Here is a 16150-nt window from a genome sequence, read left to right as displayed (position 1 = left end):
TACTTAGTAGTAGTTAGTCAACTACCCAGTAGTAGTTAGTCAATTACTTAGTAGTAGTTGGGTAACTACTACTAAGTAGTTCAGACACTACTACGTAGTAAATTCAAATCGTACTTAAATCAGTTCTAAAAAGACCTCTACAGGCTATTTCTATTTGACCTTAAAGTTCAGTATTTTAATCTCGCAGGATGGAAATATTCATCTCATGACATAAATATTTCCATCTCGTGAGATGATTTTTTTTGTCTCACGAGACGGGTATTTTTGTCTCGTGAGACGAATTTCGTTATTACGTAGGCTTAAACTTTTGACACAGCCTCTTATACCTATTCCTGATATTATTGAGAAACCTTTAGTGTCTTCACTCCCTTTACTGCCGACTTATCTTTCACTTCCATAATACTGATAGCATAGCCGCCGCCGGGAGCCGCTTTCAGTTTCAATACCGTTTTGGAAGAAACAATACCTGTGCTGATTACATAAGCCTGTGGATTTGTTTTATAATCAGCATCCTTTGCATCCGCATAAACGGTAGCTATATACTGTTTATCAGTATCCAGAAAATCAAGTTTCAGGACAGACGTATGCCCTTGTTCATTAGCGGTACAACCGATAAACCAATCATTGGTTCCTTTTGCTTTACGGGCTGCGGTGATATAGCATCCCGGCTCAGCTTCCAAATAGCGGCTATCGTCCCAATCCAAAGCTACGTCTTTGATAAACCGGAAAGCATCCGGGAAGCGCTCATAGTTTTCAGGCAGATCGGCTGCCATTTGCAGAGGACTGTACATCGTTACATACAATGCCAACTGGCGCACCAACGTGGAATTGACATGAGAGTGGCTATTGGGGTTCAGCTTATGGATATCCATCTCAAAAATACCGGGCGTATAGTCCATCGGTCCTCCTTGCAGACGCGTGAAAGGAAGTATCGTTGTATGGAAAGGCTTGCTTCCGACAAAAGCTTCGTATTCCGTACCACGAGCCGATTCATTACCTATCAGATTCGGGTAAGTACGACACAAGCCCGTGGGGCGTACGGCTTCATGAGCATTGACCATAATCTTATGTTTGGCGGCTTCGGTCACGGCATAAAGATAATGGTTGTTCATCCATTGCCCGTAATGATGCTCGCCACGCGGAATGATATTGCCTACATAACCGCTCTTAACAGAGGTATAGCCGTATTGATTCATCAATTCATAGGCCGCCTTTATATGGCGTTCATAGTTACGAACCGATGCCGACGTTTCATGATGCATCATCAGACGAACGCCTTTGGAGTGGGCATATTCATTCAGAAACCTGATATCAAAGTCAGGATAAGGAGTAACGAAGTCAAATACATAATCCTTACTCATGCCAAACCAGTCTTCCCAACCCGTGTTCCAGCCTTCTACCAATACTTGTTCGAACCCGTGTTCCGCAGCAAAATCAATATACTTCTTCACATTCTCCGTATTGGCAGGATGAATGCCATTCGGCTTTACTTTCGTATAATCCGTCTCATCCAGCTTTACGGAAGGGAGGTCGAAGGTATATGACCACGGTCTGCCACCCGCAATCATTTCCCACCAGACACCGACATACTTCACCGGCTTAATCCAGGAAGTATCTTCATATTTACAAGGCTCGTTCAGGTTCAGTATCAGATTGGAAGCCAATATGTCACGGGCATCGTCGCTCACCATCACCGTACGCCAAGGCGTGTGACAGGGAGACTGCATATAACCCTTGTCGCCCTGCGCATCCGGTGTCAACCAGGATTCAAATATCAGGTTCTTATCATCCAGGTTCAGGCTCATGCAAGAATAGTCTATCAAGGCGGCCTCATGCAGGTTGATGTACAGTCCGCCGGCCGTCTTCATTTGCAGAGAAGTCTGTACGCCGGTCGGCGAGAATTGGGTCTGCGAAGCATTGTCGGAAATAGCTCCCTGCATCAGACCGCGAATCTCTGTAAGTTTCGACTCTGTATAGTCATATTCCTGCGTATCATAATCACCGGGAATCCACCAGGCAGTATGATCGCCTGTCATGGCAAACCGGGTATGCTCTTCCTTTATCACGAAATAAACCAGATTCTTCTGCTGTGGGAATTCATAACGAAAACCTACGCCATCGTCGTATATGCGGAAACGAAGATTCATATAACGATCTGTAGAAGGCTGTTTCAGTTCCACCAACAGTTCGTTGTAATGGTTACGAATATCTTTCGTTTCACCCCATACGGGTTTCCAGGTATCATCGAATGCAGAAGTTGAAGTTGTCACGACCTCAAATCCCTCCAGCAGATTACCGGCATTCTTCAGTTCCAGCCCCAAGGTGCTGGGATTGATAACGGGTTGCCCTTTGTATGCTATCCGGTAGGTGGGCGCTCCATTATCCGATAACTCAAAATCCAACTTCACGTTGCCCGACGGCGACGAAATTCCTTCGGCTCTTCCCGCTAAGGTGAAAAGAAGGCAAACTGTACTAAGTATTAACTTTTTCATAATCTTATTTGTATTGTTAGTATTTTAAGAGAAACTCAATAACATGCTGCTTTCCGTCATCCGGTAACCTCAACAAACAGAAATTCTGTTTCTTATCCGGACACCAAGCAGTTGTTTTGAATTCTGTTTCCAGTGTATCATTCACTTTCTCAGCCTTCATCTTTTTAACTTTCACTCCGTCAATCAGTACCTCCTCCGGCATTTGCTCCGTATACATGCGGAACATGAAGTTGCGTTCTCCCGGAAGAGTGTACTTCTCTCCCGCCCTTTCTCCGATTGCAAGCGTATATCCTTTTTCTGTTGTCCGGCAAGTGACAGGCGTACGCAGAAACTCTCCACGCAAATAGCCCAAGTCCGTTCCGGCATCTTCATAGAGGCAGAAAGAAGCCGCACTACCCGGTGCCGCAGGAAAGACCTCGAATGTAACCGGATAAACACTCCTCTCATCCGTATAATTCATTACCGGCATCTGAGGAATGATGCTGCCTTTCCGCACAAACATGGGAATCGTATTCAACGGAGCGTTTACCGTTGTCCACTGTTCGCCACTATACTCCGTGTGTTTATCATTATAATCAATCCAGACGCCTTCGGGCAGATAAACATTCTTATTAGTCGCCCCCTTCCTGACAACCGGTGCTACCAGCAACTCACTGCCGAACATGAACTGCGCATCCGTAGAAAAAGTCTCCGTATCCGCCGGATACTCCAGAAACATCGGACGCATAATCGGCAAACCTTTCTCGTGCGCCTCGCGGGCATACGTATAGATATAGGGCAATAAACGGTATTTCAGTTCAATAGCCGCCTTTGCATGCTTCTCCGCTTCCTCTCCGAAAAGCCACGGTTCCACCGCTACATTTCCTTCGTGATGGATGCGGCTCAACGGATTGAATGCTCCCAATTGCAACCAGCGGGTATAAAGCTCCGCCATAGCCGGATAATCTTCAATATCCCCGCAATAACCGGAAATATCACAAGCCACAAAGGGAACAACCCCTAATCCGGCCGACAAAAGCACAGGAATCTGATTCGCCATTTGTCCCCAGCCTTGCAATACGTCATCTCCGTTGCCGCAATCTCCGGTCCACCCAAAGGTATAGCGTTGCAATCCGGCAAAGGCGGCACGCGTCATCTGGAAGACACGCAGGTCGGGATTCCGTTTCTCGAACTGCTCTTTGACTACTTTATCCCAAGTCAGACCATACACATTATGAATTTCATCGTGCATACCGAGGTGGTGTTTCATTACGAGACGTTCTGTCTGTTCTTCGTTGCTCCAGGCAGGCTCGCCCATGTCAGTCCAGAAACCGGCAATGCCGTCGTCTATGGGTTTCTGCTGGTAAGCGCCCCACCAATCCGCCACTTCGGGGATGGTAAAGTCCACTACGCCGCAATTGCCTCCCCAGGGCCAAGGCATATCATAGCTTCTGCCTGTGGTAGAGTCTTTCACCAGATAACCAAGCCGGTCAGCTTCTTCCCACTGTTTCTTATTGGCCTGAGAGATGACAGGGTCTTGCGAAACAATGACTTTAAAGCCCATTCCTTTCAGGTCGGCAAGCATTTTCTGAGGGTTCCGGTAGTTCTCTTTCCGCCAGTTGAAGTCTTGCAGATATTGAGTCCAGCCGATATCCTGATAAATGATATCGCAGGGAATACCCCGTTTGCGATACCCTTCGGCAATTTCATAAGAAAGTTTTTCGTTAGTAAGCAAGCCACGGCATTGCGCAAATCCTAACGCCCACCTGGGAGGCATGATAGGCTGTCCGGTCAATGCTACATATTGCCTGATTATCTCCTTGTAATCCTTGCCGAAAATGAAATAGTAGACCATCTCTCCGCCGGGAGCCTCGAAACTGTAGTAATCGCGGCTTTCGGTACCGAATTTGAATTCGGTCTTATACGTATTATCCAGAAAGATACCATAACGATAGCTGCTCATGAAGAACGGGATACTCTTGTATAAGGGGTCTTCTACAGTACTATAGCAGGGTTTGTCGCTATTCCACATCTTATAAGACTCGCCGCGGCGGTCTAATTTGCCCGTCTTTTCGCCCAAGCCGAAGAAATGTTCGTCCCGGCGCAGTGTTTTATACGCTGCTTTACGTTCGCCATCGCTGACGTGCCCTTTATCCGCATAGTCGCTGAACAAAAGTTTCTGATACTTGTCGAAGATTTGCAGGCTGAACGGGGCTTTATTCACCCGGATGCGAAGTTTGGAAGTGAATATCTCATAGCAGGCATTCTGTTCGTCCACCTGAACCGTGCCTACGTCTTCCAACTCTTCATTGACTACTGCAAAGGAAGGATTTCCCCGTTGCAGTTTTCCGTCCGGCGAGAACCAGATACGTACCACTGAAGGGCTGCACAGTTGTAGTTGTACTGCTGAGCTGTCGTTCAGGTGGAAGGTGACATTTCTTCCTGCCTGGGAATAGGAAATACAGTTTCCTGTAGAGTTTCCGCCATACAAGTGCGGGCACAGAAAACATAGCGTTAATAACAAGTATATATATCTTTTCATCGTTCTATCCATTTATTCTATTACAATCATCGTCCAGTACTTCAGCGAAGGAAGCGTAAAGGCTATCGCTCCGTCTTTCTGTTCAAAAGCCAGTTCCTGCGATGCTCCGGCATGAGCGTCGGGAGTAGCGACCCATACCTTGCTTACCTTTCCGGAAACTTCCAGTTTCAAGGGTACTTTAGATACCAGACGCGGTTCGGGCATACTGCCATCCAAATCTCTCCAACTCAAACTGTTTGCATTGAGGAAATTGAGCAAGTGAATCACCTGCCTGCCGTTTATCCTTTTGGTAAAAGCCGTTACGGACGATTTCTTCGGCGGCCAGACATTCAAACTCAAATTCCTGCTTGCGTCAGTACAGGTCAGGGTTATCTTTTCCTCTTCTCCGCCATCACGCAGGAGATTCTGATAGGCAGTCATAAAGTCATAATAGCGCACGATGGCAGTCTTCAAGGCATCACTCATCCGCAAACGGGTGTTCGGGAAGTATTCGCTGCACAACATATGGTCGCCTCCCAGTTCCAGATGAGAACCGCCAAGGGCAAACATCACCGCATCCGTCAGCAAGACGCCAGGCATATTGAAGTCTCCGGAACCCTTCTCATAGTTCATATAGGCGGCAAACACTGTCTTCAACGCTTGGTTGCTGTATTGATGATTCGCTTTCAGGATGGTGTGTAAATCCGTAAAATCCGGTTCATCTCCCCAAACCTCATTATACAGGAAATCGACTTTACCCGTCCCGGCTATCTGAGACGCACCGTAGCTGCTGACAGCATTCATTACCAAACGTTTTTCAGGATGCTTTTGTTTCATGGCTTCAATAAATGAGGCGTAACCTCTGGGGAGGTTCACTTTGTTTCCTTTGTAATCGTAACGGTCGCCCCGGTCGCCCAACTGGTCTATCTGATAGCCGTCGAAAGCAAGATTAGCGTATACATCGTCATTGCGTTGGGCAATGTATGCCTGCCATTCTGTATTGGAAGGATCAAGAAGATAGATATTGCTTTTCCAACTGCCGGGCAGAATATGCGCATCCTTATCGGTGTGCCCCGTACCCTTGAAGATGTACCATTCCTCTTCCACACCATCATCGGCTGCGTCGTCCAGCGCGCCGAAACAAAGATTATAAAACATAGCCTTCATTCCGTACGTATGTTGAATACGGATATAATCCTTTACTGACTGTGTATAGGTATCCCGGTTGGCAATGTCTTTATAGACCTCATCCGGATGCTCACGACTCCCTCCCAACGGCCAGTGATGCTTCCAGTGCCAATCCTGAAACTGCACGCCGTTGATGTGACAACGGTTCAGGAAAGCCATTTCTTCCTGAATCCTGCTTTCGGTTTTAGAAGCATCGAATGTGGCGACAAAACCGTAACGGGGAAAACGTATCCAATCACTGGATACATCTATGGCAATGGTACCGAGGATAACTTCCGTACCGTCCTCCTTCGTGCGGTACACATCTGCCAGATAACCGGTAAAGTCTGTTGCCGGAGCAATCCATGTCCAGGAAGCACCTGCGGCAGCGTGTTCGGAAACTACTTCATTCAGGGTGCGATAGCGTATCTTTGCTCCTGCAGGCAGGGCATCGGCTGTGAAAGAGACGGTTTCTCCCGGCTTGTAACAAGCCTTGTCGGTAGTGAGGTTTACGGTTAAGTCGGAGGTTACCGAAGTGACCTCAGATACCCCGCCGGTTTCGCTTCCACCACCGGGATTATCGCCGGTTTCATCATTGCTTTTGCTGCACGAAGCAAAAAGAAGCAGTGTGGTAATTGCATAAACTATATATTTCATCCTATTGAATTTTATGGTTTATCTTCCTGTAAAAGATTACCGATGAACGAATCTAATAATATTAGCTCCGTATCAGCTCCGTACCACCTCNNGAGGTGGTACGGAGCTGATACGGGGTTGACAGGTAGTTGATAGGCTTCAATTGTATTCTCGACCTTATTGTTTTACTATCTCAATGGTTTCTTCCAACTGGTTCAATGTAATTATATAAGAACCTGCTACCGGAATTCTCCACTTCAAGTCGACGCCACCAACCATTACATCCAGGTACTGGGCTTTAAAAGCATCGCTGGCCTTGTCTAAGAACAGCATCGGCTCTACCTCGCCCGTAGGCTGCTTGTCGGCTTCGGTTGGCATGAACCAGGCGCCGTTCCAATCATCCTTCTTGTCACAGGTAAACTTCAGTTCGCCTGCATTCAGAACGCCTTGCCAGGTGAATACATACGGATTATCCGTTGCCTGCATCGGAGTGGCATCGCCGATAGTCCATCCTGCAGGTGTGGCGTCGCCTATCATATAAATCATCTCATAGGGCACGAACTCACTCATCATCATGCGCTCGCTGCCTGTGCGGATATCCACGCAAATCTTATATGCCTTATCCAATTCGCCATCTTTCAGCAGCCACTTGTTGTCGGGGTCGAAGCCTGATACAAATTCTACCTCCGTATCCGTGTAGGAGGCATTGGCGCTCTTTGCCTTATACATGTTCTCCCAGTTTCCTTCCGAAGTGCCGAACTTGAATTCTCCGCCTTTAGCCGCTTCAAAGAATGCGGCATGACGGAACAGGAACGCATCAAGAACATCCCGTTTCATCGGTGCGAAGCCCCAATCGGTAACGTTACCTACAAGATAAAGTTGGTCATACGCCGGGGTCAGGTTCTCTGTCTGAGCCAAGGTGACAACACCGGTAAATAAATTCGCGTCAACCGTGTAGTTGAATTCTTCTTCAATCGTGAAGGGTTCATCCGGCTGGCTATCGCTGGTACGAAGCACCAACTTACCATCCGTGCCTTTATTGTAGGATGGCAGGAATGCCCCCAGCGTAGTGATGAATTTGAATGAACCGGGCGTCATTCTCCCCGTCCATGTGAATATGCCGTTGCTCTTCCGTGTCATCTCTGCCGCATTATCCGCACTCCAGCCGCCGGGAGTGGCGTCACCTATCAGATATAGCGTAGCAGTGAGCGGCTCGTAAGCAGTAACACTGAACGAGGTGGTGGCTACTTGTAATTCTTCCCTATCCACCACCTTAGCTGTCAAACGCGCTTCCAGAGAGATACTTTCGGAGGCTTCCGCACCAAAGTGTTCGCGAAGGATCGTGTTCAGTTCTTCTACGCTTTTCTTCCAGGTGTATTCCTGCACAGCGTTTTCCAAAGCAATGTATGGAGTAGCGAAGTTAGTTCCAGCTTCGGCTATTTCCAGTGTGTAGGAGATTTTGTTTCCTGTTCCATAATTGGTTCCCGTTGTCCAGGAAAGTTCCAATGCATCGTCAGCATGGGCTTGTTCGTTCAAAACAATCCCGGTGTTGCCGATGGAAAGGGTCAGTTCGTTGTGTCCTTTGTCCAGTTCCATATAGTCATTGTCCACACATGCAGACAATGCCATGCAACCCAGCAACGCAAATACTAAATGTGAAATATATCTTTTCATATTCTTCTTCTGATTTAAGTGATTAATAGCCTGTATTCTGTATCATCAGCTCATTGGCATCCATTTCTGTTTGCGGAATGGGGAATAGCAAACGATTCCTGTTCACATTACTCTTACCGATGGATTGCAGGAAACTGAGGGCATACTCGCCATTATTGATGCGAATCATATCGAACCAACGATGTCCTTCGAAGGCAAGCTCCATGCGGCGTTCATGGATAATCTTTTCACGCATGGCATCTTGCGACAAACCTGAAACTCCCGGCAGTCCGGCACGTTCGCGAACTATATTCAGAGGTACGGCAGCCTGGTCCGGTTGTCCCATTTCGTTCAATGCTTCCGCCTTTTTCAGAAGAACATCCGCATAGCGGTAGACAACGAAGTTATTCGGATTCGTATTATACTCCGGAGAAATGGTTTTAGTAACCAGAAACTTGCGGACATTATATCCGGTGTTGGAATAGGAACTCTTATAGGCCTTTCCATCGAAGTCCGGACCACCTTCATAAAGAATTGTCAGGTCTTTCCGATTGTCACCTTCTTCATATTGTCCCATAAATTCTTCCGTAGGCTGGTTCCAGCCGTAGCTACCTGCAACAAAGTCCGAGTTACGCGGCCCCATGAAAGTGGAGAGCCAGGAAGCCTGACTGTTCGTTCCCCAGAAATCATATTCCGTGCTGCCGGAATATTGCACTTCGAACAAAGACTCAGCACCATTATTGATGGCAGCGTCGAAATTGTCTTCATACTTGCAGGTAGAGAGATCATATCCCAGATTCGTGATTTCATCGCATAAATCCACCACATCTGCATAATAGTTTGTGTGGTTGGGTGCCAATGTCAGGTATATATCTGCCAGCATGGCCAAAGCAGCATCTTTACAGGCACGCCCCTTCTCTTCTTCATTGTACTCAGCTTTTGCAGGAAGCAGTTCAACGGCATTCTTGCAGTCGGAAATAATCTGTTCGTAAGTCTGGTCTATAGTAGTACGGGCTATTGCCGTAGACCCACCCGGATTATAAGGCTCCAGGCGCAAAGGTACACCACCATACATACGCACTAAAAGATAGTAGTAGTGAGCACGAAGAAAATAAGCCTCGCCCATGCAACGGTTCTTTATGCTTTCAGACACGGCTTCGGATTGTGGAAGGCTGGTCAGCACAATGTTACATTGTCCGATGCCTACCCACGGAGAACGCCACATATACAGCGCCATACCATTATCGCTCTGCGTGATAAAATTAGCTGCCTGTATGGTTTCCAGTCCGTCCGTACCACCGCCTGCACCTACCTGGCTATTTCCGGCTACGATGTCCAGCGACCATATACGTTGGTTATAAAGATTGGAAGATTGAAGTGCTTTATAGCAAGCATTCGTCAGTGCCACGGCAACATCATCGGTTACCGTTGTTTCAGGGTCAACCGCATATTTGGGAGACTTATCCAGAAAGTCATTACATGAAACCAGCATCAATACAGCCAGCATATATACTAAGTTTGTTATCTTTTTCATATCCGAGTCAATTAAAAGTTAAAGTTTAAACCTACATTGAATGTACGAGAGATAGGATAGCGGGATAAATCAATTCCGTTGATATCCACTTCGGGGTCGAAACCGGAATATCCGGTGAGGGTAGCTACATTCTCGCAAGAGACTGAAATGCGGGCATTCTCTATCTGTATCTTCTGCAACCACTGTTTGGGGAAGGTATAAGAAAGCGTGATATTCTTCAAGCGGAGGTAAGAACCGTCCTCTACGAAGCGGTCGGATACACGGTTGTTTTGGTTTGGGTCGCCGAAGACGGCACGTGGCATGGAATGGCTCGTTCCCTCTCCTCTCCAACGTTCCAGTACATCGGTCGTTTGATTGTATGCGGCAGCCATACCTGTGTTGTCGATGTTGTTGGCATTATAAATCTTATTACCTGCCACCCCTTGCAGGAAGACAGACAACTCAAAACCTTTGTAAGACAGGCTGTTGTTCATCGAGAAAAGCCAGTTGGGATTAGGATTACCTATCACCGTGCGGTCACTATCATTAACAACACCGTCGTTATTCAAATCCCTGAAACGGATATCTCCCGGCTCTGCTCCCGGCTGTACGGCATGTGTGGTTACTTCTGCCTGATTCTGAAACAGCCCATCCGTCACATAGCCATAGAATACATTAATCGGATAGTCTTTTGCCAACATCGTCACGTATGAGTTATTGATCTGGTTGATATAGTAAGGAACAGCACTGTTCAGGTCCTTAATCTTATTCTTATTGTAAGTGGCAGTCACATTTGTCTCCCATCCCAGTTCACCTGTCAGATTGATGGTATGCAAGCTCATTTCAAAACCCTGATTGCGGACTTTGCCGGCATTGGTGTACGTAGTGGTAGTGTCTTCAAAACCTGACGTGATGGGAATAGATGCTTTCACCAGCATATCTCTTGTTTCTTTCAGATAAGCATCCAACGAGATAGTAACGCGGGAATTGAACAGGGAAGCGTCAAAGCCGATATTTGTCTGTGCCACCTCTTCCCAATGGATGTAAGGATTGGCAAGCGTGGAAGATACCAGCGCCGTCTGATGACTGCTTGTAGACCCGAACGGATATACGCCGGTGTTATAAGATGCCAGATAACCGTAATTACCCACACTTGCCTGGCTTCCTGTCACACCATATCCGATGCGCAGTTTCAGGTCGTTTACATACTCATTTTGCGGGAACCACTTTTCTTGGGAAATACGCCATGCCGCAGAAACCGATGGAAAAGTACCCCAACGATTCTTATTACCGAAACGGCTGGAACCGTCACGGCGAACGGTTGCCGTCAACAGATAACGGTCTTCATAAGAGTAATTGAAACGTGCCATATACGAAAGCAATGCCCATTCGTTGAAACTACCGCCAATAGCGTACATTTCTTCTCCATTGTCCATCTCGTGTACATTGTCGAACATGAATACATTCTTCTGGGCATTCAGATAATCATTTTCATTCCACTGCGCAGAAGAACCTGCCATCAGACCAACGCGATGCTTTTCTGCAAACGTGTAGTCGAACAGGAAATAGTTATCCCACAGATAGGTGAACGACTTATTATCACTTTTATAGCGAGAAGTTTCTTCCGTCGGAATAGGCTTCCAATTATACTTCGGGGTGAAATTATCAATGAACCAGAACTTGGCGTCATAGCCGAACGTACTTTTGAATTTCAACCATTTGGTAAAGCTCAGTTCCGATGTCAGGTTGGCAAGGAAATTATAACCTTTCGTCTGACTCTTGTTCAATTGTGTAGGACCTATCGGATTACGGATGCTGCCGTACCATTCCGAATTACCTTCCGGTCCGCTCCAGGAACCGTCTTCATTCTTCACCGGAAGAACGGGAAGAGCTTTCAATGCATCACCAATATTATAACCACCCGAGTCTTTCGTATCGGCACTGAAAGTAATATTGTTAGAGAATTTCAACCACTTCAGCACCTGTGCATCGCTGTTTGACTGAAACGTAAAACGCCGATAATTCACACTGCTTACTATACCTGATTGGTCGAGAAAACCACCGGAGACATAGTAATGAGACTTTTCATTACCTCCGGAGTAACTTACCGTATAACTCTGCATAACACCCGTGCGAAGCAGTTCGTCCATCCAGTTGGTACCTGCACCTTGTTCCGAAGGATTCGCCCAGCTTGGATTAGGGTTGCGCCCACTGTTTGTCATCATATCGTTACTCAAGTCCGCATATTGGGCGGCATTCAGCAAAGAAGGCACATTAGTGGCATCCTGGAAAGCATAATTGGTGGCTACCGACAACTTACCTTTCCCCTCCGTTCCACGTTTGGTAGTAATCATTACAACTCCATTGGCTCCTCGTGAGCCATAAATAGCTGTAGCTGATGCGTCTTTCAGTACATCCAGGCGATCCACGTCAGCCATATTCAGAGAAGATAATCCCAAGTCGGTAGGTACTCCGTCTATCACCACCAGCGGATCGCAGTTATTGATAGAACCCAAACCGCGAATTTTGATAGAGACATTGTCACCGGGCTTTCCGGCATCCACTATTTGTACACCGGAGATACGACCTTGAATAGCCTGCCCCAGATTGGATACGGGAGCGCCATCTATATCTTTACCGCCCAAAGAAGATACAGCACCAGTCAAGTCGCTTTTCTTCATAGTTCCATAGCCTATTACCACCACTTCATCCAACAACTCGCTGTCTTCCGAGAGTGTCACCCGGATCTGATTCTGTCCTTTTACAGGAATTTCCAAAGTCTTGTAACCCACAAACGAAATTACCAGAACAGCATCCGAAGGCAGATTCAATGAGAAATCACCATCAGTACCTGTTATCGTACCGTTCATCGTGCCTTTCTGAACCACACTGGCGCCAATAATGGTTTCACCAGTCTGGTCTTTTACTACACCTTGTACTGTGATTTGCTGTGCGAACATGCACATCGGAAGTAACATTCCTATCAGACAAGCCATGAATCGAAGCCTGATCGGCATTTTGTACTTTTGCATAATATACGATTTTAAAGTTAATAATTAAAAGAACAATGCAAATGTATCGGATAGGAAGAACCGATGCAGCAGAAAAGAGTGAAAAAGTAGCGGAAACAGCAGTTCTAAAACTATAAACAACTAATAATCAACAGAATAACACAGAAGCATTGTCTCAAAAAAGTAGTGAAAATATAAGCGTAAAAAGGACACTAATTGAGCCTGAAAAGCAGTATGTCAGTCTTTAGATTTACCTATTTTCATCACTTCCTGCTCCAATAAGTCGCGGTTTCCTGCAGCTTTGTTACGCACCTTTGTGCGGTAATTATATATGGTGGTCACAGAATAGCGCAGGAACTGGGCTATCTTCACACTGTCGGTAATGCCCAAACGAATCAGAGCGAAGATACGCAACTCCGTACTCATGCGTTCGTTGGATTTCGGATAAATCTGTTCACCATCCGCAAGCAAGGCATTGAAGTCTTCTACAAAAGTAGGGAACAGTTGCAGGAAAGTATTATCAAAATTCGCATAAAAATCTTTCAGTTCTTCATCTATGAATTTAGAAGATTTGATGTGTTTGTAGAGTTCGTCCACTTTGCCGCTTGCCGCTATCTTGCCCAATGAGCGGCGATAGTTATCCATCTTTTCCAGATATACGGAACACTGGTCCATGTATCGCCCGATGTATTCTTCCTTCAGGTAGGAGTTTTCGGCAATGATGTGGTTGGCTTCTTTCAGTTGCAGATTGTAGCGGTGCAGTTCTTCATTCAATTCTTTCAGGCGCTTATTGGCATCCACCACTTCATGGCGTGCGGCTGCTACACGCTTCATCTGCTTATATACATAGAAGATGGCTATCAGCAGGAAGAAGGACAACAGACTGATGGAGACTAATGCCCACTCCATCTGTTCCTGTTGCTTTTCGGTCTTCTGCTGGTAAGCGTCGTTGATAAGGGGAAAGATTTGCAGGATTTCCAGAATACGCAACCGGGCGTTGCAGAATACAGCATCGTCCATACAGAGTTTCAGGTAAGAATAGGCATGGTCTATATCTCCTTCCTGATAGAGCAACACGGCCAGTTTCCGCAAAGAGATATATTCGCGCACGGCGGACTTCATATCTGCTATGGAGGAAAGAATCAGATACTCTTTTTCTTTTTCGGTATCCCCTTTCAGGCGGTATGACTCTGATAACGTGTAGGCACAGATGGCTACATCGTGTACATTATCTATTTGACCTGCCAGGTAGTCTGTCAGCAGCCGGATGGCTTCGTCGTACTCACCCTGCACGTTGCACTGGTCGGACTGAATCAGTGCATGAACCAGTGGATTTTCTTTATTGATCAACAGCAACGAATCGCGATAATGGTCTGTTATCTCGGCATAAAGTTTCTTCTCTCGCTCCGTAACGGCGTAATCCGCCATCAGCCCATAGATGGTGCGGTAGATATGGTAATAGTATGGATGAAGTTCATCGGGCAATTGGTTGATATGCACATTATGCATCAGGTCGACCGCTTCCTTGTACATGCCTGCCATGCCCATAATCTCGGCAGTATTCATGAGGGCATTGTCCTGATGGTCTCTGTTCTTCATCCGCAAAGCCACCTGGTATCTCTCGCGGGAGATGTAAAGTGAAGAGTCTGTATTATAGGAACGATATTCGTCCAGATACTCCCCTAATAAAGTAAAACGGTTCTCATCAGAAATACGCTGTCTCAGAGTTTTCCTCAAGTCATTCAGTTTCTTTTCTTTTTGTTCTATGTATACGGGGCGGTTTTGAATAACTTGATCCAATTGTGATAAGAGAGAATCTACAACACTATTGGTCGCATGGAGCCGGCACATACATACACCGCATATTACATATAGAAATAGGAATATGATTATTTTCTTCATCCGTCTTTCATTTAATTAGAGAAATCATTCCCGTAAGAAGTTCTATGCAAAAATAAGGAAATTCTAATAAATTCCTATTCTGATAACATGAAAATCACAATATTTTAAAGCTAAAGCAATGCTTCTTTCTCGCAGACACAGAGACAAAAAACCATCTCGTGAGACTAATCTTCTTATCTCACGGGACGGATATTTTCATCTCGTGAGACGGATTTTTTCATCTCACGGGACGAATATTTTCATCTCACGAGACGGATTTTTTCATCTCACGGGATGGATTTTTTTGTCTCGTGAGACGAATTTCGTCATTACGCGGATAAATTTATGTCACCTGGCAATTTTATGTTGAGGGCAACCAGTTCTATAATTCTCTTTTTTATATGATTATTTTAAAAAAAGGTAAAATCATATATAATCTGCCAATCATTCACTATCTTTACTTCCGAACTTGAATTCAGTTATCATGGATATACACACATTCATTATTAATTATCGGGAAGCATTCGGTGAACATGCGGAACTTCCTATTGCTTTCTGGTACTCTGATAAGTTAGAAGAATCAACAGAAAAAATAAACGGTTGCTTTTTCAAGGGAATGCAACAAGTAAGAGATGGTAAAACTATCAGTTTGAGCAGCAACACTATAGGATGCGGAGGCGGTAAATTCTATACCGGCTTCACGGAAATGCCTGAACATGTCCCCAACTTCGTATCACTGAAAGAGAAATACAAGAAGACTCCTGCAATGGTAACGGATTTTATCGAACAAGTCGGAGTACCACGTACGGAAAATACGTACCTGCACTTTGCACGCATTGATAAACTCCCCTCTTTCGATGGAATAGAAGGACTACTTTTCCTTGCTACGCCCGATATATTATCAGGGCTTACCACATGGACATTCTTCGATACAAATGCGATTGATGCAGTCACCACTCCATTTGCTTCCGGTTGTTGTTGTGCAGTAACTTTCCCAATCCTCGAAAACCGGAAAGGCGGCAAACGCACCTTTCTGGGCTTCTTCGACCCATCCGTACGTCCTTATTTCGAACCGGATATCTTGAGCTTCACTATCCCCATGTCCCGGTTCAAAGAAATGTATCACACCATGCGCGAATGCTTCTTGTTTGATTCACATGCTTGGAATAAAATGAAAGAGAGGATATAAAGCCGAAAACAGTGCCGGCAATTATGCTCTTAAGTAGCTGTTCATAATTAGTTTATACGATGAATGATAATATAGCGAACCGGAATCTCAATCCGGTTGCTGCGCAAT

General features: G+C 45.8%; 7 protein-coding genes and 1 pseudogene. 1 reads left to right on the top strand and 7 read right to left on the bottom strand.

Annotated elements, in window-relative coordinates:
• Positions 1 to 338 precede the first annotated feature (338 nt).
• The 7 genes from B2Z67_RS00960 to B2Z67_RS00930 form a co-directional block, all read right to left on the bottom strand.
• Entirely contained in the window at positions 339 to 2492 is a 2154-nt protein-coding gene (locus tag B2Z67_RS00960; protein ID WP_291527946.1) for a glycoside hydrolase family 97 protein, read from the bottom strand.
• 16 nt (positions 2493 to 2508) lie between these two features.
• Positions 2509 to 5013 carry a glycoside hydrolase family 31 protein gene (locus B2Z67_RS00955; protein WP_291527945.1) on the bottom strand — a complete coding sequence of 835 codons (2505 nt, stop codon included), beginning with the start codon at positions 5011 to 5013 and terminating at the stop codon, positions 2509 to 2511.
• Positions 5014 to 5025: 12 nt separating this feature from the next.
• Entirely contained in the window at positions 5026 to 6816 is a 1791-nt protein-coding gene (locus B2Z67_RS00950) for a glycoside hydrolase family 66 protein (protein ID WP_291527944.1), read from the bottom strand.
• A 156-nt stretch (positions 6817 to 6972) separates the two neighbouring features.
• A complete protein-coding gene (locus B2Z67_RS00945) occupies positions 6973 to 8469 on the bottom strand; it encodes a SusF/SusE family outer membrane protein (protein ID WP_291527943.1) in 1497 nt (498 codons plus the stop codon).
• Positions 8470 to 8491: 22 nt separating this feature from the next.
• A complete protein-coding gene (locus tag B2Z67_RS00940) occupies positions 8492 to 9982 on the bottom strand; it encodes a RagB/SusD family nutrient uptake outer membrane protein (protein ID WP_291527942.1) in 1491 nt (496 codons plus the stop codon).
• A gap of 11 nt (positions 9983 to 9993) precedes the next feature.
• Entirely contained in the window at positions 9994 to 12993 is a 3000-nt protein-coding gene (locus B2Z67_RS00935) for a SusC/RagA family TonB-linked outer membrane protein (RefSeq protein ID WP_291527941.1), read from the bottom strand.
• 216 nt (positions 12994 to 13209) lie between these two features.
• A complete protein-coding gene (locus B2Z67_RS00930) occupies positions 13210 to 14874 on the bottom strand; it encodes a DUF6377 domain-containing protein (RefSeq protein WP_291527940.1) in 1665 nt (554 codons plus the stop codon).
• Positions 14875 to 15337: 463 nt separating this feature from the next.
• On the opposite strand from B2Z67_RS00930, the pseudogene B2Z67_RS00925 reads away from it, so the two are divergent.
• Positions 15338 to 16039 (top strand): annotated as a pseudogene (locus B2Z67_RS00925) (DUF169 domain-containing protein); the annotation flags it as partial.
• Positions 16040 to 16150: the final 111 nt, after the last annotated feature.

This window comes from Bacteroides sp. UBA939, assembly GCF_002293435.1.
Classification (GTDB): domain Bacteria; phylum Bacteroidota; class Bacteroidia; order Bacteroidales; family Bacteroidaceae; genus Bacteroides.
The sequence above is the reverse complement of the archived record's forward strand: the minus strand, read 5'-3'. Positions and strand labels throughout refer to the sequence as shown.